At 43.7% G+C, this 19827-nt stretch carries 20 protein-coding genes; 16 read left to right on the top strand and 4 right to left on the bottom strand.

The genetic code is table 11. From position 1 onward, the window contains the following. The first annotated feature begins 41 nt into the window (after nucleotides 1-41). Together EXA13_RS13740 and EXA13_RS13735 are read left to right on the top strand one after the other, a co-directional pair. Nucleotides 42-785, top strand: a complete 744-nt coding sequence (locus EXA13_RS13740) for a DUF2884 family protein (protein WP_238133684.1) — start codon at nucleotides 42-44, stop codon at nucleotides 783-785. Nucleotides 786-1067: 282 nt separating this feature from the next. Then, on the top strand, nucleotides 1068-2423 hold the full coding sequence (locus EXA13_RS13735) for a sodium-dependent transporter (RefSeq protein WP_238133683.1): 1356 nt from the start codon (nucleotides 1068-1070) through the stop codon (nucleotides 2421-2423). A 44-nt stretch (nucleotides 2424-2467) separates the two neighbouring features. Here EXA13_RS13735 and EXA13_RS13730 read toward each other — a convergent pair whose 3' ends face one another. The 4 genes from EXA13_RS13730 to EXA13_RS13715 all read right to left on the bottom strand — a co-directional run bounded on the left by EXA13_RS13730 (nucleotide 2468) and on the right by EXA13_RS13715 (nucleotide 6609). Next, nucleotides 2468-3565: a succinylglutamate desuccinylase/aspartoacylase family protein gene (locus EXA13_RS13730; protein ID WP_238133682.1), complete on the bottom strand. Its 1098-nt coding sequence runs from the start codon at nucleotides 3563-3565 to the stop codon at nucleotides 2468-2470. Then, the gene (gene rimK, locus EXA13_RS13725) at nucleotides 3525-4430 is read right to left on the bottom strand and encodes a 30S ribosomal protein S6--L-glutamate ligase (RefSeq protein WP_238133681.1); all 906 of its coding nucleotides are present in this window, start codon (nucleotides 4428-4430) and stop codon (nucleotides 3525-3527) included. Before rimK ends, EXA13_RS13730 begins: the two co-directional genes overlap by 41 nt. Then, nucleotides 4430-4870 carry an ATP-dependent zinc protease family protein gene (locus tag EXA13_RS13720; protein WP_238133680.1) on the bottom strand — a complete coding sequence of 147 codons (441 nt, stop codon included), beginning with the start codon at nucleotides 4868-4870 and terminating at the stop codon, nucleotides 4430-4432. The genes rimK and EXA13_RS13720 overlap by 1 nt, the downstream gene beginning before the upstream one ends. A 266-nt stretch (nucleotides 4871-5136) precedes the next feature. Further along, complete coding sequence (locus EXA13_RS13715; RefSeq protein ID WP_238133679.1) at nucleotides 5137-6609, bottom strand: aminoacyl-histidine dipeptidase; 1473 nt, start codon at nucleotides 6607-6609, stop codon at nucleotides 5137-5139. Between the two features lie 775 nt (nucleotides 6610-7384). Between EXA13_RS13715 and EXA13_RS13710 the strand changes: the two genes are divergently transcribed. The 14 genes from EXA13_RS13710 (at nucleotide 7385) to pgpA (ending at nucleotide 19785) form a co-directional block, all read left to right on the top strand. Continuing rightward, nucleotides 7385-8677: an NCS2 family permease gene (locus EXA13_RS13710; protein WP_238133678.1), complete on the top strand. Its 1293-nt coding sequence runs from the start codon at nucleotides 7385-7387 to the stop codon at nucleotides 8675-8677. Between the two features lie 36 nt (nucleotides 8678-8713). Next, a complete protein-coding gene (gpt, locus tag EXA13_RS13705) occupies nucleotides 8714-9178 on the top strand; it encodes a xanthine phosphoribosyltransferase (RefSeq protein ID WP_238133677.1) in 465 nt (154 codons plus the stop codon). A gap of 109 nt (nucleotides 9179-9287) precedes the next feature. Beyond that, nucleotides 9288-10535, top strand: a complete 1248-nt coding sequence (gene frsA / locus EXA13_RS13700) for an esterase FrsA (protein ID WP_238133676.1) — start codon at nucleotides 9288-9290, stop codon at nucleotides 10533-10535. A 93-nt stretch (nucleotides 10536-10628) separates the two neighbouring features. After that, the gene (gene crl / locus EXA13_RS13695) at nucleotides 10629-11018 is read left to right on the top strand and encodes a sigma factor-binding protein Crl (protein ID WP_238133675.1); all 390 of its coding nucleotides are present in this window, start codon (nucleotides 10629-10631) and stop codon (nucleotides 11016-11018) included. A gap of 122 nt (nucleotides 11019-11140) precedes the next feature. Further along, nucleotides 11141-12274: a glutamate 5-kinase gene (gene proB, locus EXA13_RS13690; RefSeq protein WP_238133674.1), complete on the top strand. Its 1134-nt coding sequence runs from the start codon at nucleotides 11141-11143 to the stop codon at nucleotides 12272-12274. Between the two features lie 11 nt (nucleotides 12275-12285). After that, complete coding sequence (locus EXA13_RS13685; RefSeq protein WP_238133673.1) at nucleotides 12286-13536, top strand: glutamate-5-semialdehyde dehydrogenase; 1251 nt, start codon at nucleotides 12286-12288, stop codon at nucleotides 13534-13536. A 118-nt stretch (nucleotides 13537-13654) separates the two neighbouring features. Continuing rightward, complete coding sequence (gene nrdR, locus EXA13_RS13680) at nucleotides 13655-14104, top strand: transcriptional regulator NrdR (protein ID WP_078925473.1); 450 nt, start codon at nucleotides 13655-13657, stop codon at nucleotides 14102-14104. A 14-nt stretch (nucleotides 14105-14118) separates the two neighbouring features. Beyond that, nucleotides 14119-15219: a bifunctional diaminohydroxyphosphoribosylaminopyrimidine deaminase/5-amino-6-(5-phosphoribosylamino)uracil reductase RibD gene (gene ribD / locus EXA13_RS13675; RefSeq protein ID WP_238133703.1), complete on the top strand. Its 1101-nt coding sequence runs from the start codon at nucleotides 14119-14121 to the stop codon at nucleotides 15217-15219. Nucleotides 15220-15230: 11 nt separating this feature from the next. Beyond that, complete coding sequence (locus EXA13_RS13670; RefSeq protein ID WP_238133672.1) at nucleotides 15231-15887, top strand: riboflavin synthase; 657 nt, start codon at nucleotides 15231-15233, stop codon at nucleotides 15885-15887. A gap of 57 nt (nucleotides 15888-15944) precedes the next feature. Beyond that, the gene (gene ribBA, locus EXA13_RS13665) at nucleotides 15945-17054 is read left to right on the top strand and encodes a bifunctional 3,4-dihydroxy-2-butanone-4-phosphate synthase/GTP cyclohydrolase II (RefSeq protein ID WP_238133702.1); all 1110 of its coding nucleotides are present in this window, start codon (nucleotides 15945-15947) and stop codon (nucleotides 17052-17054) included. A 189-nt stretch (nucleotides 17055-17243) separates the two neighbouring features. Continuing rightward, nucleotides 17244-17714: a 6,7-dimethyl-8-ribityllumazine synthase gene (gene ribH / locus EXA13_RS13660; protein WP_078925467.1), complete on the top strand. Its 471-nt coding sequence runs from the start codon at nucleotides 17244-17246 to the stop codon at nucleotides 17712-17714. Next, nucleotides 17714-18184: a transcription antitermination factor NusB gene (gene nusB, locus EXA13_RS13655; RefSeq protein ID WP_238133671.1), complete on the top strand. Its 471-nt coding sequence runs from the start codon at nucleotides 17714-17716 to the stop codon at nucleotides 18182-18184. The genes ribH and nusB overlap by 1 nt, the downstream gene beginning before the upstream one ends. A gap of 123 nt (nucleotides 18185-18307) precedes the next feature. Then, nucleotides 18308-19282: a thiamine-phosphate kinase gene (gene thiL, locus EXA13_RS13650; protein ID WP_238133670.1), complete on the top strand. Its 975-nt coding sequence runs from the start codon at nucleotides 18308-18310 to the stop codon at nucleotides 19280-19282. Continuing rightward, nucleotides 19279-19785: a phosphatidylglycerophosphatase A gene (pgpA, locus tag EXA13_RS13645; RefSeq protein ID WP_238133669.1), complete on the top strand. Its 507-nt coding sequence runs from the start codon at nucleotides 19279-19281 to the stop codon at nucleotides 19783-19785. The genes thiL and pgpA overlap by 4 nt, the downstream gene beginning before the upstream one ends. Nucleotides 19786-19827 lie beyond the last annotated feature (42 nt).

Here is a 19827-nt window from a genome sequence, read left to right as displayed (position 1 = left end):
GCTTTTCGGTATGGTTATCGAAAATCACTTTTGGATAAATTATGAATAATTCATGGTTAATATTCGGTTTATTGTTTAGCCCTACTTTGTGGGCTTTTCAGTGTCCAGTGGATGTTCAAAATGAACTGCGCATCAACTCGTCACAGATAGAAATTCATACTTCTGCGGATAAGCAAGCCATTCTGGATGAGAAAAATCAACTCTCCATCGCGGGAAAAACGTTAACTTTAACAGCCGATCAGCAAGCAGCGTTAGCCTCTTATCGTGAGTACATTCAAGCGTTATTACCGGAACTTCAGCAGTTAGCTAGTGATAAATTGGCAGTTGTGGATGAGTTATTGGATGATGTGGCTCTTTCTTTAAATACGCCACAAGCCTTTGATAATGTTAAACAGACTATCCATTCCTTAGTGGGGGATATTGAAGCTCGCTACCACCAAAATGATGAGTGGGTATTTCCTGCCCATAGCTTTTCATCCATGCATCAAGAGTGGCAAAAAGAGTTTGAGCAAGCTAAAGCATTCGTCAGCCAAGAGTTTTTTACGGGGGCATTTACTGCATTGAGTCAAGGAATGCAGCATGAAGGAGGCATTAATTTGACCGAACTCGGCAATCGTATGGCAGAGCTTAAAGCTCAGCTTGAACAACGATTAAAATCGTATTCACAAGATGCTGAGCAAGAAGCCAGAGCGTTATGCCGCTCATTCGATGAAATAAAGCAGCAAGAGCAGATACTTCACCAGAAAATTCCTCAGCTTCAAGATTTCCCCGTCCTACTTAAGTAAGAGAGATGAAGAAAGCCCAATCGAAAGACAGATATGGGCTTTTTTCTCATTTGATCTATAAACGACTTTGTTTGCCTTCTTTCTCATCTTAACCATTGTAAGCTTCAACTCCTTTATTCTCTTTGGTCGTTTTTTCAGCATCTCAACAGGGTTACTTTACTAAAAATAGACAATACGGTGGTTTTTTTCGATTCTGTTAGCAAAGTGTTCTATTAACGATTGTTAAATCAATCCTTTTCTATTATTGTACTAGCCTACTAGTTTGATGATGTGTGAGTGGTTATGACACAAAATAGTTCTCGTGAAACGTTTGGCTCTCGTCTTGGATTTATTCTAGCCGCAGCGGGTGCGGCGGTTGGCCTTGGCAATATTTGGGGGTTTCCTACTCAAGCGGCCAGTAATGGTGGTGGTGCATTTCTGCTGGTTTATTTGATCCTGATCTTTATCGTTGCTTTTCCTATGCTGGTGGTTGAAATGGCAATTGGTCGCTCAGGACAAGCAAACCCCGTTGATAGTATGCGTTCATTAACCGCTCATTCATTGGGGAAAAGAGTAGGGGCCTTGGTCGGTTGGGTTGGATTAAGCGTTCCGAGTGCTGTATTAGCGTTTTATAGTATTGTCGGCGGATGGATCATCTGTTTCTTACTGGCGGCATTCACCGATTTATTGGGGATTGAAACGGCAAGCCTCTGGCTGAAAGGTTTTTCTGTTGAACGAAATTTATTCGGTACACTTATCTTCTACCTTCTGACGATTTTAATTGTTCGTGGTGGGGTAAAGCAGGGTATTGAAAAATGGTCAACTCGCTTGATGCCTGCACTATTTATACTGTTTGGTATCTTGTTTATTTACATCATGATGCAGCAAGGTGCGGTGGAGGGATTAAAGCATTATCTGATCCCTGATTTTGAAAAAGTATTAGATAGAAAGTTAATTCTAGCGGCTATGGGGCAAGGCTTCTTTTCTTTGACTATTGGCGGCTGTTCCATGCTGATTTATGGTTCTTACTTAAGCAAGAAAGAAAACTTACCTAAAATGGCAATGAATGTTACTTTGGTGGATACCAGTGTGGCTTTTATTGCTGGCCTTGTGGTTATGCCCGCGATGTTTGTGGCGATGAATAAAGGCGTTGAAATTTATGCGCAGGATGGTTCATTACTCAGCTCAGATACTTTAGTGTTTACCGTATTACCCATGATGTTTGATAGTTTAGGAATTTTCGGGCAACTGTTTGCTGCGGTCTTCTTTTTATTGCTCACCATTGCGGCGCTAACTTCATCTATCTCTATGCTTGAATGCCCCGTAGCTTTGGTGAGTGAGCGCTTGAATACATCACGTGGAGCCACCAGTTGGGTTCTCGGCGGTATTATTGCGTTATTTAGTATTGTCATCGTGTACAATTTTGCGGGTTTATTTGGCCTTGTTGCTATGGCTGCAACACAATATCTACAACCAACAGCGGCATTAATGTTCTGTCTGTTTGGTGGTTGGGTATGGAGCCGTAACGGTAAATTTAAAGAGCTGCAACAAGGTTATCCTGAGTTTTCTCAAAGCTTATTTGCGAAAATCTGGCCGGGCTATGTTCGTTTTGTTTGTCCTGTATTGGTCGCAACTGTAATTTGGGCTTCTTTTGCTTAATATTTGACTAAAGCCCTTGGATTCATAAACCAAGAGCTTTGGGATTAAGCTGGAGAAGGGGGCATGATTTGGCCCGTTGTTAGTGGTTCTAAATCGGTTTCGATGACTTCTTCAATAAAATCACCAACGACTTGTTCAACCATTTCATCACTTTGTCTGAAATAAGCAAGATGGAAAATGGCATCCCCTTCATTGACTAGTGGTAAGGTTTGCTGACCAATGACAATTCCACCTTTATTGGCGGTAATTTCTACTTCAATATTGCCAAGTGGAGAATTGATATAAGCAAGTATTTGTCCTTTCTCGACTTTGTCGCCCAAAGAGACGAGTGTCCGTAGGATGCCATCGGCTTCAGCTCGTTGCCAACTGGTCGACTTAGCAATTACAGAACTCGGTGTTTTTTTACGGCTTGGGCGCAGCATTCCTACGGCTTGCATCACACGTTTTACCCCAACGATACCCGCATTAATTGCAATGGGTTCAAAACGCAGAGCTTCTCCTGCTTCATATGTTAAGACGGTAATTCCTGCTTTTTCTGCTTCGCTGCGCAGTGATCCATTGCGTAGTGGTGAATCAAGAATAACAGGGGTCGCAAAGGCTTGAGCAACACGTAAAGTTTCAGGATTGCTGAGATCAGCTCGAATTTGTGGCAGGTTTGTTCGATGAATGGCCCCTGTATGTAAATCAATAATGTAATCACAATTGAGGGCTACTTGAGAGAAAAAGGTGTGGGCCATTCGAGAGGCCAATGAACCTTTTTCACTACCAGGGAAGCAGCGGTTAAGATCTCGCCTGTCCGGTAAATAACGGGATTTATGGATAAAGCCAAATACGTTAACGATCGGGACAGTGATGAGTGTCCCTCTTAGCTTGTTGGGGTCAATGGTATTAATCAACTGGCGAACAATTTCGACACCGTTCAGTTCGTCACCATGAATAGCGGCATTCACCATCAGAACAGGGCCAGAAAAAGCCCCATTGATAATTTCAATGGGGATGGATAACGGAGAATGGGTGTACAGTTTTGCGGCTTCAAGTTCAATCACTCGTTTTGTCGCAGGGGGAATGGCTTCCCCCAAAAATGAATAAGCGGAATTACGATTAGCCTTTGCCACGTGTTTTTGTCCTTCTACTGGCTGCATTTTTTTCAATAAATTCGACAATCATTCCTGCGATGTCTTTGCCTGTGGCTGCTTCAATACCTTCAAGGCCAGGGGATGAATTCACTTCCATGACCAGAGGGCCGCGTTCCGAGCGAAGTAGATCTACTCCGGCGACATTTAGCCCCATTACTTTGGCGGCATCAATGGCCGTTCTGCGTTCTTGAGGCGTTATTTTTACTAGTGATGCCGTACCACCACGGTGTAAGTTTGAGCGAAACTCACCTTCTGCACCTTGGCGTTTCATTGCGGCGATCACTTTATCCCCAATCACAAAACAGCGAATGTCAGCACCACCCGCTTCCTTGATGTATTCCTGAACCATGATATTGGCTTTTAATCCCATAAAGGCTTCGATAACACTTTCTGCTGCTTTACGGGTTTCCGCTAACACTACACCGATGCCTTGCGTTCCTTCAAGTAATTTGATCACAACGGGAGCACCGCCAACCATCTCAAGCAAATCTTTGACATCATCGGGTTTACTTGCAAAACCAGTGATCGGCATACCAATACCTTTACGAGATAATAGCTGCATTGAACGCAATTTGTCCCGAGAACGGCTGATCGCAACGGATTCATTAACGGGATAGACGCCCATCATTTCAAACTGACGCAGAACAGCCGTACCATAAAAGGTTACAGAGGCACCTATACGAGGGATTACCGCATCAAAACCTGCAAGCTCCTCACCTTTAAAGTGGATCTCAGGTTGTTCAGAATTGATATTCATGTAACAGCGTAAAGCATCGATGACTTTGACTTCATGTCCGCGTTGTTTACAGGCTTCAATTAAACGTTTAGTGGAATACAATGAAGCGTTACGCGACAGAATACCAATTTTCATTATTTCGACTCCTCGAAAGGGATTAAAAAAGATTGAGTTGGGTCAACCATAATTCGATGATGCATAGCCGTTCGGCCTAAGAGCATGCGAAATGCCATGTTTTCACGATTGGTTAGAGTGATCTCTATGGGCCAAGTTTGTCTACCAAGGCAAATATTGGACTCAATCACGTAGCGAGATTCTTCATGTCCCCCTGAATCTCGAACTATACGTTCATCCACGACTTTTGCTTCACAGACGGTTATTTTTTCGGCGTTATGTTGCAGGGGATGAATCCAAAAGCGCACCCAAGGCTCATTGTCTTTATTAAAACTTTCCACTTTAAATGCGTGGAGACAAGATGTCCGGGCTCCGGTATCAATTTTGGCTTTTATTTTCTCAATACCTAATCCGGGAAGGCTTAAGGTTTCACGCCATCCGACAATCATTTTTTTATTCATGGTAATTTCATTTGTGTTGAGCATAGTAGATACGACTCTGGAATCAGCCTATATCAGGATCAGGAGGTGATACGTGATCTCTCGATACATTCTTTATTCGGTCATCGCTTGAATCGAGTCGGGTGAATAACTCAGGGGAAATTCAAGGACGCGAACTCTAGCAGTAGACCGTAGGTATCGCTAATGAATAAAATTTTTCGTATCGATAAAAAACGGTGATAGGCTTGAGGGATTTTTCTCAAGCCTATCTAGTCTAGCCCTTAACTTTAGGCTTTGGCAGGGATATTTTCCAATAAGGCGATCATTTGTTGCCAGAATAGGGCTACTGTATCAATTTTTACTTTTTCATCCGGTGAGTGAGGGAACTTAATGGTTGGGCCAAAAGAGAGCATATCCATTTCTGGATAAGGTTTTTTGAACAATCCACACTCAAGCCCCGCATGAATCACCATGATGTTGGGTTTATGCCCGTAGAGATCTTGGTACATATCACGGAAAATGTGCATGATTTCTGAATCCGCATCCGGTTTCCAACCTGGGTAGGCACCAGAGAAGGTAATGTTTGCTGCAGCAAGTTCAGCGATTGAAGAGAGTATGCTTTGTACTTGGCTGCGACCAGAATCAATCAGCGAACGAATCAAGCAAAGCACCTTCACTTGGTTTTCTTCTGTGGTAATGACACCCACATTTAATGATGTTTCTACCACACCTTCAATATCATCACTCATACGAATAACCCCATTCGGGCAAGCATTGAGTGCCGCAATGAAACGTTGCTGGCTATTGAGAGTAAAGACTTGATGATCCGTTTCAACGGTTTCGTTGAACGTGATGATATCCGTTTCAACTTTACCTAATTCTGTTTTTAATAACTCACTATAGGCGGTGAATTGTTTATCTAATTGGCTAATCTTTTCAGCTGGTAGTGCCACTGTCACAAACGCTTCACGAGGAATGGCATTACGTAGGCTTCCTCCACGAAACTCGATCAAGCGAAGATCCAGTTCTTGTGCATAATCAGCAAGGAAGCGGGTCAGCAATTTATTGGCATTACCACGGCCGGTATGAATATCACAACCAGAGTGGCCACCTTTTAGACCTTTGAGCGTCAATTGACGGGTAATAAAATCGACCGGTTGTTCTTCTCGCTGAATATCAAAACTTAGGGCTGCATCAACACCGCCAGCGCAACCCATATAGACTTCACCTTCTTGTTCGGAATCGGTATTTAGCAGAATATCTCCATCCAGCCAGCCGGCTTGTAGGCCGAATGCCCCTGTCATACCGGCTTCTTCATCGATGGTTAATAACACTTCAAGGGGGCCATGCTTAATATCCTTTGAGGCAAGAACCGCCAAACAAGTCGCCATACCGATACCATTATCTGCACCGAGTGTTGTGCCTTTTGCTGTCACCCATTCACCGTCAATGTAGGGTTGGATAGGATCTTGAGTGAAGTCATGGTCTGTTTCTTCGTTCTTCTGTGGCACCATATCGATATGAGCTTGGAGTACCACCCCTTTTTTATGCTCCATGCCTGGTGTGGCTGGTTTCTTAATAAATACGTTGCCAGTAGGATCTCGGCGCACGTTTAACCCTTGGCTGGTTGCCCAGTCAATGATGAATTGAGCCAGAGCTTGTTCATGTTTTGAAGGGTGAGGAATAGAACAGATTTTATCGAAAAACTGCCATACAGGGCTTGGTGATAATTTACTGATTTCAGAATGGAACTCAGACACAGGTGACTCCTTTTATGTGATTTTCCCCGATTATTGTTAGGTTTTTTGTTCTATTTTAGAGAAATAGACTGCAATCGGGCTATGACATAGTGACTGGAAACAGCATACCACTATGTCCTAAGTGGGAGTAGCGCCTTTGTGGATCAATTCTGTTTTTGATTGTGCTATTTATTTCACTTTTCAGTAAGGGAAAGGCGAAGTAAAGCACAGGTATCTTTTAAAAGTACTGATTGTTTTGTAATTTAATTACCAAATAAATATGATCAAGATCATTTTTGCCTTTTTGTGTGATTTTCATCACCAATATTGTTGTAATAAAATTTCTTGGTGGTATATTTATAACCAACTTCACAAGTGAAGAGAAAATGCTCAAAGGATGAGTCCGATTTATCGCCTCCAAGGAACCGAGAAATCAATAAACAATGTTTGATTTTAATGGTGATAGTTATGAATAAAGGTTTATCGTCTGTAATGTTCTGGAAAAATAACACTGTATTTACTGGCAACTTTACATACCCCTCAAGCTTTGGTTACTGAACTTAAGCTTGCATCTTGAACGGTTTTGTTCACCCCTATATTGGAATTTATTTTTAATCACGTTTGATTAGTATAATTCACCGCCACCTACTGTTAGGTGGCGTTTTTTTATCCTAAAAGTGGGCGAATTCCTTCCTGTTACCTCCAATTCCGTGTGGAATTTATCGGTTGATAACTTTATAATCGGCGACCAATCGATTACGCAACCGTTTACTTTTTACGTTATTAGGACTCGAACATGCTGGAAAGACTATTTAAACTCAGTGAACATGGCACGAATGTGCGCACTGAGATCATTGCAGGGGTAACGACCTTCCTGACAATGGCCTACATTATTTTTGTCAACCCGGCGATTCTTTCAGATGCAGGGATGGATCGTGGAGCGGTATTTGTCGCAACGTGTTTAGCGGCCGCGATTGGCTGTTTTATCATGGGGTTTGTTGCCAATTACCCTATTGCACAGGCTCCGGGTATGGGGTTGAATGCCTTCTTCACCTATGTGGTGGTATTGGGCATGGGTTATACCTGGCAAGTCGCACTGGCGGCTGTATTCTGTTCGGGGATCCTGTTTGTCTTATTAAGTTTGTTTAAGATCCGTGAGTGGATCATTAACTCGATTCCAATGTCATTACGAACGGGGATTTCTGCGGGGATTGGTCTCTTTCTGGCGTTTATTGCTTTAAAAAATGCCGGCATTGTTGTGGATAATCCAGCAACGTTAGTCTCTATGGGGGCGATTACTTCATTACCCGCGGTATTAGGAGCACTGGGCTTCTTTTTAACCATCGCTTTAGTGCATCGCGGTGTTCAAGGCGCGGTGATGATCGCCATTTTAGTCGTGACTGCAGTTGGGCTTATTTTTGGTGATGTGACATGGGGCGGAATTATGTCTACGCCACCGAGTTTGGCACCGACGTTTATGCAATTGGATTTTTCAGCCATTTTTGAAGTGGGAATGATCTCCGTTGTCTTTGCTTTCTTGTTTGTTGATTTGTTTGATACAGCGGGCACGTTAGTTGGAGTGGCAAGCAAAGCTGGCTTTATTGGTAAAGATGGCAAAATTCCTCGCTTAAATCGTGCATTACTCGCTGACTCTACAGCGACTTCCGTTGGGGCTTTACTGGGTACATCAAATACCACGTCTTTTGTTGAAAGTGTTTCCGGTGTTGCTGCGGGTGGGCGCACTGGGTTGACAGCGGTTGTGGTTGGCATTTTATTTCTTCTTGCATTATTCTTTTCGCCATTAGCGGGAATGATTCCGGCTTATGCAACAGCAGGTGCGCTGTTTTATGTCGCCATCTTAATGCTTTCTGGTTTAGTGAGCATTGATTGGCGAGATCTGACAGAAGCCGCTCCTACAGTGGTTACTTGTTTATTGATGCCGCTGACGTTCTCTATTGCAGAAGGCATTGCGCTTGGCTTTATCTCTTACGCTCTGATCAAACTACTTAGTGGTAAGGGGCGTCATGTTTCACTCAGTGTATGGGTGATGGCCGCTGTCTTTATTATTAAGTTTATCCTTGAGGCGTAAACATACCCAATTTCCAAACAATTAGGTTTAATTACAATGAGTAAAAAATTCGTTATCACTTGGGACAATATGCAGAAATTTTGTCGTGAACTTGCACAACGCCAAATGCCTGCAGAACAATGGAAAGGTATCCTAGGTGTAAGCCGAGGTGGTCTAGTTCCGGCTGCAATTTTAGCCCGTGAATTAGGAATTCGTTATGTCGATACAGTATGTATCTCCAGTTACGATCATGATCACCAACGCGACATGAGTATCTTAAAAGCCCCAGAACATGATGGCGAAGGGTTCCTCATTGTTGATGATTTGGTGGACAGTGGTGATACCGCTCGTCAGATTCGTCAAATGTACCCTAAAGCGAAATTCGTCACGGTGTGTGCAAAACCGGCGGGTAAAGATTTAGTCGATGAATATATTGTTGATATCGAGCAAGATACTTGGATTGAGCAACCTTGGGATATGGTTCTCTCTTATGTTGAGCCAGTAAATCGTAAGCAAAAGTAATAGAACTTTTTAATCGTCACTACTTTTCATAAAGAATGAGAAAATGGTCCTGCAAAGGGCCATTTTTTTGATTACTATAAAAGCTAATACCCTACCAATGAGATGTATTATGTCTGAATCAAGTAGTATCAACCTTTCTGAGACGCTATTCCAAAAACATAAACAAGCCAAAGAAACGTCCTCCTTGACACAATACATGCCGAGCAGTCATGCATTTCTTGAACAAAAAATGGAAAAAGATCCCTTTGCTTGGTATCGAAATCTACGCCGCTTACAGTGGGCTTGGCTTGGTGTGGATCCTATTGATCAAGAAGAAGTTCTAGCGCATATCGCCTCTTCGCAACATTCAAGAACGCATGATAAATGGCTCGATACGGTGATTGGCTATCATAGTGGTAACTGGACTTATGAATGGATCCGTTTAGGGGCTCGTTATCATAAGCAGGGGGAAGCATTATCCGGTGATGAAGCGGCTGAACGGATGTTCAGTGCTGCTCTTTGTTATGGTATTGCCGGTTATCCTCATATAAAAAATGACACCTTGGCAATACAAGCTCGAGTATTAGCAAATGAAGCTTACAAGCAAGCGGCTGAACGGACTAAATACATCATCAAACAGTTAGAATTTGATTACCAAGGTAAAAAAATCGTTGGCCATCTTCATCTATCAAACACGGATGAACCGCAACCGGTGGTGATGGTGAGCGCTGGGTTAGATAGTTTACAAACCGATATGTGGCGACTCTTTCGAGACTATTTAGCTAAACGTAATATTGCCATGTTAACCATTGATATGCCTTCACTGGGCTACAGTGCACATTGGTCACTGACACAAGATTCCTCATGTCTACACCAAGCCGTATTGAACCAATTAGCCTCACTCCCTTGGGTTGATCATCATCGAGTCGGGCTGGTGGGTTTCCGATTTGGAGGAAATGCGATGGTCCGTTTGTCATTTTTAGAGCAAGATAAAATTAAGGCATGTGTTTCGATCGGTGCGCCAGTGCATGATGTACTTGTTTCTCAAACAAAAATGAAGTTAATGTCAAAAATGTATTTGGATGTATTAGCTTCGAGACTGGGGAAAAGTGCGGTAGACATTAACAGCTTATCGACCCAATTAATGGCATGGTCGCTGAAAGTACAAGGAATACTGGGCACCCGACGTATTAAAGTCCCAATTTTAGCATTATCGATGGAAGGCGATCCTGTTTCTCCTCCTAGTGATAACCACTTGATAGCAACATTTAGTCAAGGTGGGCAATCCAAGCTAGTAAAAAGTGAAAGTATTACGCGAGGATATGAGCAATCCCTCGATTTAGCAATAAAATGGCTAGAAGAGCAACTCTGTGGATGACTTTTAGCTTTAATTAGTTAAGAGTGAGTGCCGTACGTTTTTTAAGCGTATGATTATTATAATGAATAGGCATTCTAACTATGGAGAGACAAAATGTCAGAATTGGCGAAAACCCCAACCCATCATCGTTTGTTGTCAGTGTTGAAAGCGATCGGTCCTTATTTACGTGAAGGACAATGTCAAGAAGGGGAATACCTGTTTGACTGTTTGGCGGTTTGCATCAATGATAAAAAATCCCCAGAAAAACGCGAGTTTTGGGGCTGGTGGATGGAATTAACCGAAACCGATGATGGCTTTGAAGCCAACTACCATATTGGTCGATATAATGTAGCTGGTCACTGGGAAGTGTCTTCTCCTCCAGAGCAAGCAATGGGTGAGGTGGTGAGAACTCAACAAGAATTCCACCAAAAACTCGCCCAAACGTTACAAGAACGTTTCTTATTAGCCCTTGCTTTGCATCAACAATCTGCCGAATTTGCCTAGATTCATACCAAGATAGGTGAAAGAGTCAAAAAAGAGGCGAATTCGCCTCTTTTTCCTCTTGTACAACCTGCGCTTGATTGCTAAAACATCACCTCTTAATGTTTTTCATTGCAGAAGAAATCATGACAACGAATCAACCATGCCAAATTACGCCACAGACGGTTGTGGTAAAGTTAGGAACCAGTGTTTTAACCGGTGGTACTTTGGCGCTTGACCGAGCACATATGGTGGAGTTAGTTCGCCAATGCGCTGAACTTAAAAAACAAGGGCACAAAGTAGTGATTGTTTCATCGGGTGCAATTGCTGCGGGGCGAGAGCATCTGGGTTATCCAGCGTTGCCCCATGCCATTTCCAGCAAGCAGCTCTTGGCGGCGGTAGGTCAAAGTCAGTTGATTCAAGCATGGGAATCTCTATTTGCTCTGTATGGAATAAAAATAGGGCAAATGCTACTGACCCGAGCAGATTTAGAAGATCGAGAGCGTTTTCTGAATGCTCGTGACACCATCAATGCATTAGTTGATAACGATATTATTCCTATCGTCAATGAAAATGATGCGGTGGCCACCAATGAAATTAAAGTGGGTGATAATGATAACCTCTCGGCTTTGGTTGGCATTTTGTGCGGCGCGGATAAATTGTTACTGTTGACCGACCAAAAAGGTTTGTTTACTGCAGACCCTCGTAAAGATCCAAATGCTGAATTGATCAAAGAAGTAAAAACCATTGATGATACGCTGCGGAAAATTGCAGGCGGAAGTGGCACCACACTCGGTACTGGTGGCATGGCGACCAAACTGCAAGCCGCTGATATCGCTCGTCGAGCGGGAATTGAAGTCATCATTGCTGCTGGCCGAGCTCAGAATGTGATTTTTGATTCGCTAAGCGATCAGCCACAAGGCACACGATTCTTAGCATTAGAAGAGGCTTTGGAAAACCGTAAACGGTGGATATTAGCCGGCCCCGCTGCTTCAGGAGATATTATTATCGATTTAGGCGCAGCTAAGGCATTACTAGAGAAAGGCAGTAGCCTACTCGCCAAAGGCGTGGTGCAAGTTGAGGGAAAATTTGCTCGTGGGGAAGTGATTCGGGTAAAAGATCAACATCATCATTTAATCGCCCGAGGTATCAGTGCTTATTCAAGTCGTGATCTAGCGAGAATTGCGGGTAAACACAGTAAGATGATCATTGAAATTCTCGGTTATGATTACGGAGCAGAAGTCATTCATCGTGATAATATGGTCGTTATTCAAGAATAGGGAGAAATAGCGTGGATTTAATCCAAATGGGTCAAGCGGCAAAAGCGGCCTCTTTTCAACTCGCAACTGCATCAACCTCACAGAAAAACCGTGCATTAGCCATGATTGCGGATGAACTTGAAGCCAATGCCGCCATTATTTTAGCCGCAAATGCAAAAGACATAGCATTGGGTAAAGAGGCGGGGTTGAGTGACGCATTACTGGATCGCCTACTCCTGAATAAATCTCGCTTAGACGCTATTGCCAGTGATGTGCGTAATGTGATCAGTTTGCATGATCCTGTGGGTAGTGAAATTGACAGTAAAGTGCTAGAAAATGGGATGTCTCTTGCTCGTCGTCGCGTCCCTCTTGGCGTGGTTGGTGTGATTTATGAAGCCCGTCCTAATGTCACCATTGATATTGCTGCTTTATGTTTAAAAACGGGTAATGCCGCTATTTTACGCGGCGGAAAAGAGACCTTTTTTTCTAATATGGAATTGGTCAAAGTTATCCAGTCGGCATTAGCCAAAACACAGTTACCTATTGCTGCCATCCAGTACATTGAAAACCCGTCTCGTGAGTGGGTTTCTCAGTTACTCAAATTGGATGACTATGTGGATATGATTATTCCTCGTGGTGGTGCTGGTTTACATAAGATGTGCAAAGAAAACAGTACGATTCCGGTTATCATCGGTGGTTTTGGGATCAGCCACATTTTTGTTGATGAAAGTGCCGATCTCGATAAATCCGTTGATGTGATTGAAAATGCCAAACTACAACGACCTTCTGCGTGTAACTCCTTGGATACTTTATTAGTTCATGAGGCGATTGCGCAGCCGTTACTCAAAAAACTGGTGGTGAAACTCAATGATAAGGTCACTTTTGTAGCAGAAAATCAGGCCAAAGTCTTGATGGGCGAAGCGCACGATATTCGCTCAGCAGAGCCGGGTGACTTTGATACCGAATGGTTAAGTTATACTTTAGGGGTGAAAGTGGTCAAAGATGTGCATGAAGCGATTGAGCATATGCGTACGCATAATGCCAGTCACTCTGATGCCATTATGACTAATGACCTCTTTAATGCAGAATTATTCATCAACTCGGCAGGTTCAGCCGCCGTTTATGTCAATGCATCAACGCGCTTTACTGATGGAGCCCAATTTGGCTTAGGGGCTGAAGTGGCGGTATCGACTCAAAAACTGCATGCACGCGGCCCAATGGGATTAGAAGAACTGACCAGTTACAAATGGGTTGGTAAAGCGAATTATCTATCACGGCCGTAAACCAAGTAATGTGACGCGGCGTCAGGGTTAACAGATTGAGAAAAGGGGCAAATAAGCCCCTTTTTCTTTTGTTCATATCCGCATTTCGGTACACTGAGTACCTTGTTATGGAGGTAATATGCATTGTCCTTTTTGTTCTGAAAACGACACGAAAGTGATCGACTCTCGCTTGGTCGCTGATGGTCATCAAGTGCGCCGTCGTCGGCAATGTTTGGCGTGTAGTGAGCGTTTTACAACCTTTGAAACAGCTGAACTCGTGATGCCTAGAGTGATTAAATCCAATGGTAATCGAGAGCCGTTCGATGAAGAAAAAATGGTGGGCGGTATGCAGCGTGCGTTAGAAAAACGTCCGGTAAGTGCCGATGCGATAGAGTTGGCGATCAGCAATATTAAATCCAAATTGCGTGCCACTGGGGAACGTGAAGTTCCCAGCCAACTGATTGGCAATTTAGTGATGGAACAACTTAAAGAGTTAGATAAAGTTGCTTACATCCGTTTTGCTTCCGTTTATCGTAGTTTTGAAGATATCCGAGAGTTTGGTGAAGAGATTGCCAAACTGGAAAATTGAACTTGAGTCATAATATGTCCAGCTTTACTCGTTTTGATTACCAAATGATGGCCCATGCACTAAAACTGGCTGAGCGTGGCCGCTTCACAACGTCGCCTAATCCCAATGTTGGTTGTGTGATAACACAACATGACAAAATCGTGGGCGAAGGGTTTCACTATCGAGCGGGGCAACCACATGCGGAAGTGCATGCGCTACGAATGGCGGGAGAACTTGCGCAAGGGGCAACGGCTTATGTCACGCTAGAACCTTGTTCTCATTACGGAAGGACTCCACCTTGTGCCAAAGGATTAATTGATGCGGGAGTGAGTAAAGTCATTTGTGCAATGCAAGATCCGAATCCACAAGTTTCTGGTCGTGGCATCGCTATGTTACGGGAGGCGGGTATTGACGTTGCTGTAGGGTTGCTTGAAAGTGATGCTAATGCCTTAAACCTAGGGTTCATTAAACGAATGAAAACGGGGATGCCTTTTGTTCAACTAAAATTAGCGGCTAGCCTTGATGGACAAACAGCCCTTGCCAATGGTCATAGCCAATGGATAACCTCACCTCAAGCGCGGCAAGATGTTCAAGCTTACCGTGCTCAGGCTGGTGCCATTTTATCGACCAGCCAAACTGTGGTGAACGATAATGCCTCTTTAGCTGTTCGCTGGTCAGAATTACCCGCTTATATACAGTCAGACTATTCCCAGCACGAACTTCGCCAACCCGTACGTGTGATTTTAGACCGCCAGCATCAACTGCACTCATCTTTACGCCTGTATCAAACCGAAGCCCCCGTGTTGCGTGTAGCTCATCAGCAAGCGGAGGTGTGTGTCGCGTTGGATCCACAAGGTCGATTAGATCTTCGCCAAACCTTGGCAACGTTAGCACAGCAAGAAAATATCAACCATCTCTGGGTGGAAGCTGGGTCAACCCTAGCCAAAGCGCTTCTAGAAGAAAAGCTTGTGGATGAGTTAATTATCTATTTAGCCCCTAAGATTATGGGCAGTGATGGACGAGGACTGTTTGGCGCATTAGGCTTAACGGAAATGGCACAAGTGTTGGATTTGGACATCACAGATTGTCGAATGATTGGTCCAGACCTTCGTATAACTGCAACCTTAAAACAATAAGATACGACATTATGTTTACTGGAATTATTGAAGCGGTGGGGACGTTAACCGCGATGACTCAGCAAGGCGAAGATATTTCTATCACCGTCAATACTGGAAAATTAGCAATGGATGATGTCAAGCTTGGAGACAGTATTGCAACGAATGGCGTTTGTTTGACGGTAGTTGCGATGACATCACACAGTTATAGCGCGGATCTTTCTCTGGAAACTCTCAATAAATCGGCATTTGCTGATTATCAAGTGGGTGATAAGGTCAATTTAGAAAAAGCCATGTTGCCAACCACCCGGTTTGGCGGGCATATCGTATCTGGGCATGTAGATGGTGTCGGTGAAATACTGGAACTACACCGAGTAGGACGAGCGATAGAACTTTGGGTCAGTTTACCTTCTGCGCTGAATAAATATGTCGCAGAAAAAGGTTCAATTACGGTGGATGGTATCAGTTTAACCGTTAATGCCTTACGTAAAGGGGCGTTTAAGTTAACCATTGTCCCTCATACTTCACAAGAAACCACGATCGAGGCATTGAAACTCGGTCATAAAGTGAATCTAGAAATTGATGTCTTGGCTCGTTATCTGGAACGATTACTTCGAGGAGATAGCCATGAAGTGGCTCCTCAATCTCGCTTAACGATGGAATTCTTACAACAAAATGGTTTTGCTTAATATCGATGTTGATTTATGCATTGATGTAAGAAAAGGCCTATTTATAGGAAAGGAATGATGGCAATTAGTACCCCTAAAGAAATTATTGAAGATATCCGTTTGGGTAAAATGGTTATCCTGATGGATGATGAAGACCGCGAAAATGAAGGCGATCTGATCATGGCCGCCGAACATATAACCCCTGAAGCGATTAACTTCATGGCGACGCATGGTCGTGGTCTTATCTGTTTAACGATGACCAAAACCCGTTGTCAGCATCTAGGTCTAGCCCCGATGGTACAAGACAATAATGCTCAATATACAACGAATTTTACTGTCTCCATTGAGGCGGCTGAAGGCGTTACCACCGGAATTTCAGCCGCTGATCGTGCCCGTACTGTTCAAGCGGCTGTCGCTCAAGATGCGAAAGCTTCAGACTTGGTGCAACCTGGACATATTTTTCCGTTAGCGGCGCAAGATGGTGGTGTTTTAACCCGCGCTGGACATACAGAAGCGGGGTGTGATTTAGCGCGATTAGCGGGGTTAGAGCCCGCTTCTGTCATTGTCGAAATTCTTAATGAAGATGGCACAATGGCTCGTCGCCCTGATCTGGAAATTTTTGCTGAAAAGCATGGCATCAAATTAGGGACAATTGCAGATCTTATTGAATACCGTAACCATACGGAAACCACCATTGAGCGTGTCGCACAGTGTTTACTTCCTACAGAGTTTGGTGAGTTTGAACTTGTCACTTATCGTGATGTAATTGATAACCAAATTCATTTTGCTTTGAAAAAAGAAATAGCTTCTGCTCAAGCTCCTTTAGTTCGTGTTCATTTGCAAGATACCTTTACTGATTTATTACGGAGTGATCGCAGTGCTGAACGTAGCTGGAGTTTAGATAAAGCCATGAAGCGTATCGGGCAAGAAGGGGGCGTTCTAGTGATTTTGGGGAATGAAGAGTCTACCGAACTTTTGCTGCACCGAGTGAAAATGTTTGAACAGCAAGATAAAGGCGATGCGCCTGCTTTAGCCAAAAAACAAGGCACTTCTCGCCGAGTCGGGGTCGGTTCACAGATTCTGGCTGATTTAGGGGTTAGTGAAATGCGTTTACTTTCTTCAGCCAATAAGAAGTACCACGCATTAGGTGGCTTTGGCCTTAATGTGGTTGAATACGTATGTGAATAAGGTGAAACCTAGCCATTGTTTGACGGTGGCTAGGTTTCAATGTGAGTAATCATTCAGATCGAGTCATGCTCACAAGGAGGAGACTTTCGGCGGTGTTCGGATGCGTGTCAATTTCCATTAGATATCGCTCACAAATTTGTGCTAGAATCCGGCGATTCTCACTTGATGAACAGAGTTAAAGGAAAGCTTATGAAAGTGATCGAAGGTGGTTTCCCAGCACCCAATGCTAAAGTTGCGATTGTGATTTCTCGTTTCAACAGTTTTATTAACGAAAGTCTATTGTCTGGTGCCATCGATACTTTGAAGCGTCATGGCCAAGTGAGCGACGATAATATTACCGTTGTTCGTTGTCCCGGAGCCGTTGAACTTCCCCTTGTTGCACAGCGTGTAGCAAAAACGGGTAAATTTGATGCAATTGTCTCACTCGGTTCTGTAATTCGTGGTGGTACACCACACTTTGACTATGTTTGTAGTGAAATGAATAAAGGTCTTGCCCAAGTTTCGATGGAATTTAGCATTCCAGTCGCCTTTGGTGTTTTGACTGTAGATACTATCGATCAAGCTATTGAACGCGCAGGAACCAAGGCTGGTAATAAAGGTGCCGAAGCCGCACTAAGCGCACTTGAGATGATTAACGTTCTTTCTGAAATTGATTCCTAATGGGGGCCAGCGTGAAACCAGCCGCACGTCGTAATGCACGCCAATTTGCACTACAAGCGATTTATTCATGGCAAATTACTAAAGAGAATGTGGCGACTATTGAAGAGCAGTTCTTATCCAGTGGTAAGTACGATGAAGAAGAACATCATGCTGCTGAGCCTGCTCTTGCGGCTCCAGAAACCGACGTCACCTATTTTCGTGACCTTCTAGCCGGTGTTGTTCTTAACCATACTGAATTGGATAGTAAATTGCGTCCTTTTGTTTCTCGTCCAATGCAAGATCTTGATATGATGGAACTTGCGTTGCTTCGCCTAGCGATGTACGAGATGACTCGACGTGATGATGTTCCCTATAAAGTTGTGATTAATGAAGCTATTGAATTGGCAAAAATTTTTGCCGCTGAAGATAGTCACAAATTTGTAAATGGAGTGCTGGATAAAGCCGCACCTCATGTACGAAAAAAAGCGTAAGATTACTAATGAAAGGTCAGCATCTGCTGGCCTTTTTTCTATAGCATGAGTATGGATAAGTGAACGCTCATTCACCATTCCCTGTATTCGTAAATTCTGTTCGCAAGCCTAGGGATTATTCCGATGTTTGGTGAATTTAACTTAATTGAAAAATACTTCTCTGATCGCCAACCTCAGCGTAAAGATGTTCATTTAGCACTTGGGGATGATTGCGCGATCGTCAATGTTCCCGATAATGTTCGAGTTGCGATCAGTACTGATACGTTAGTAGCGGGTACTCACTTTTTGGCTGACGCTAACCCGGCTTGGGTTGCCCATAAAGCTCTCGCCTCTAATATCAGCGACTTAGCAGCAATGGGAGCAACGCCAGCTTGGGTGTCGATGGCGCTGACTTTGCCGAGTATTGATGAAACTTGGTTAGCCCCTTTTTGTTCGGCTTTTTTTGATTTAGCGAATTACTATAATGTTCAGTTGATTGGGGGTGATACCACTAAAGGGCCACTAGCCATCACTTTGACGGTACAAGGATTTGTTCCCCGCGATCAAGCATTACGACGTAATCAGGCAAAGGTGGGAGACTGGATTTATGTCACAGGTGAACTGGGCGATAGCAAAGCGGGGTTAGACGTTATCCTTGACTCAACGAAACGATCACTTCCCTTTGCAGCAGAGTTAGAACAGCGTCATTATCTCTCCACTCCACGAGTGTTGGTTGGTCAAGCGTTGCTGAATCTTGCTTCTTCGGCTATTGATATCTCCGATGGTTTAATGGCTGATTTAGGGCATATTTTGCATTGCTCCCAAGTGGGAGCGAGCATTGATGTCAATGCCTTACCTATTTCTAAAGCTCTGAGACAGTTTATTGGTGATGATATGCTTGCCCAACAATATGCATTGACCAGTGGTGAAGAATATGAGCTTTGCTTTACTGTCCCAGAAGAAAATAAAGGTTCGTTAGAAAGCGCCTTGGCTCATACCGCCAGCAAAGTGACCTGCATCGGTCAAATTCGCCCCCAAGGGATTGTTGAGCTTACGCGTCAAGGTGAAAAGCTTGACTGGTCTTTGACAGGTTATGATCACTTCAAGGAGTCCGTATGAGCAATCCGATTTCACGCCTTTCTATGCGCAACCCTTGGCATTTACTGGCAACTGGATTCGGGAGTGGGTTATCTCCCGTTGTCCCGGGAACGATGGGAACATTAGCCTCGGTTCCTTTTTATCTGCTATTGGCACATCTTTCTTTTTGGCCTTATGTACTATGGGTTCTGCTTGCTTGTTTGATTGGGGTGAAAATTTGTCAAGTGACATCAACGGATATGAAGGTCCATGATCATGGTTCGATCGTGTGGGATGAGTTCGCTGGTTTTTGGATCACGATGCTTATTGTGCCTTTTCTACAACTATCGGTTTGGGATTGGCGCTGGCCAGTAACGGGCTTTATCCTATTTCGTTTCTTTGACATGGTTAAGCCGTGGCCGATTGGTTGGTTAGATAAACGAGTTGAAGGCGGGCTTGGGATTATGCTTGATGATATTGTCGCTGGTATTATGTCGGCGATAGTGCTCGTTATGGTTGGTTTTTGGGCTGGCTGGCTAAATTAACTCAATGACTTGGCTTTTTTATGCGCATCTATTTGGAAGTAA

This window comes from Vibrio cincinnatiensis, assembly GCF_022113815.1.
Classification (GTDB): Bacteria; Pseudomonadota; Gammaproteobacteria; order Enterobacterales; family Vibrionaceae; genus Vibrio; species Vibrio cincinnatiensis_A.
The sequence above is the reverse complement of the archived record's forward strand: the minus strand, read 5'-3'. Positions and strand labels throughout refer to the sequence as shown.

Bases quoted from the DNA above. Each gene is read 5' to 3' on its own strand.
- pgpA (WP_238133669.1), top strand. From the start codon at position 19,279: ATGAGCAATCCGATTTCACGCCTTTCTATGCGCAACCCTTGGCATTTA.
- proB (WP_238133674.1), top strand. From the start codon at position 11,141: ATGACAACGAATCAACCATGCCAAATTACGCCACAGACGGTTGTGGTA.
- nusB (WP_238133671.1), top strand. From the start codon at position 17,714: ATGGGGGCCAGCGTGAAACCAGCCGCACGTCGTAATGCACGCCAATTT.
- ribBA (WP_238133702.1), top strand. From the start codon at position 15,945: ATGGCAATTAGTACCCCTAAAGAAATTATTGAAGATATCCGTTTGGGT.
- EXA13_RS13735 (WP_238133683.1), top strand. From the start codon at position 1,068: ATGACACAAAATAGTTCTCGTGAAACGTTTGGCTCTCGTCTTGGATTT.
- EXA13_RS13730 (WP_238133682.1), bottom strand. From the start codon at position 3,565: ATGCAGCCAGTAGAAGGACAAAAACACGTGGCAAAGGCTAATCGTAAT.
- ribD (WP_238133703.1), top strand. From the start codon at position 14,119: ATGTCCAGCTTTACTCGTTTTGATTACCAAATGATGGCCCATGCACTA.
- EXA13_RS13670 (WP_238133672.1), top strand. From the start codon at position 15,231: ATGTTTACTGGAATTATTGAAGCGGTGGGGACGTTAACCGCGATGACT.
- EXA13_RS13720 (WP_238133680.1), bottom strand. From the start codon at position 4,870: ATGAATAAAAAAATGATTGTCGGATGGCGTGAAACCTTAAGCCTTCCC.
- ribH (WP_078925467.1), top strand. From the start codon at position 17,244: ATGAAAGTGATCGAAGGTGGTTTCCCAGCACCCAATGCTAAAGTTGCG.
- nrdR (WP_078925473.1), top strand. From the start codon at position 13,655: ATGCATTGTCCTTTTTGTTCTGAAAACGACACGAAAGTGATCGACTCT.
- EXA13_RS13710 (WP_238133678.1), top strand. From the start codon at position 7,385: ATGCTGGAAAGACTATTTAAACTCAGTGAACATGGCACGAATGTGCGC.
- crl (WP_238133675.1), top strand. From the start codon at position 10,629: ATGTCAGAATTGGCGAAAACCCCAACCCATCATCGTTTGTTGTCAGTG.
- gpt (WP_238133677.1), top strand. From the start codon at position 8,714: ATGAGTAAAAAATTCGTTATCACTTGGGACAATATGCAGAAATTTTGT.
- EXA13_RS13740 (WP_238133684.1), top strand. From the start codon at position 42: ATGAATAATTCATGGTTAATATTCGGTTTATTGTTTAGCCCTACTTTG.
- rimK (WP_238133681.1), bottom strand. From the start codon at position 4,430: ATGAAAATTGGTATTCTGTCGCGTAACGCTTCATTGTATTCCACTAAA.
- frsA (WP_238133676.1), top strand. From the start codon at position 9,288: ATGTCTGAATCAAGTAGTATCAACCTTTCTGAGACGCTATTCCAAAAA.
- thiL (WP_238133670.1), top strand. From the start codon at position 18,308: ATGTTTGGTGAATTTAACTTAATTGAAAAATACTTCTCTGATCGCCAA.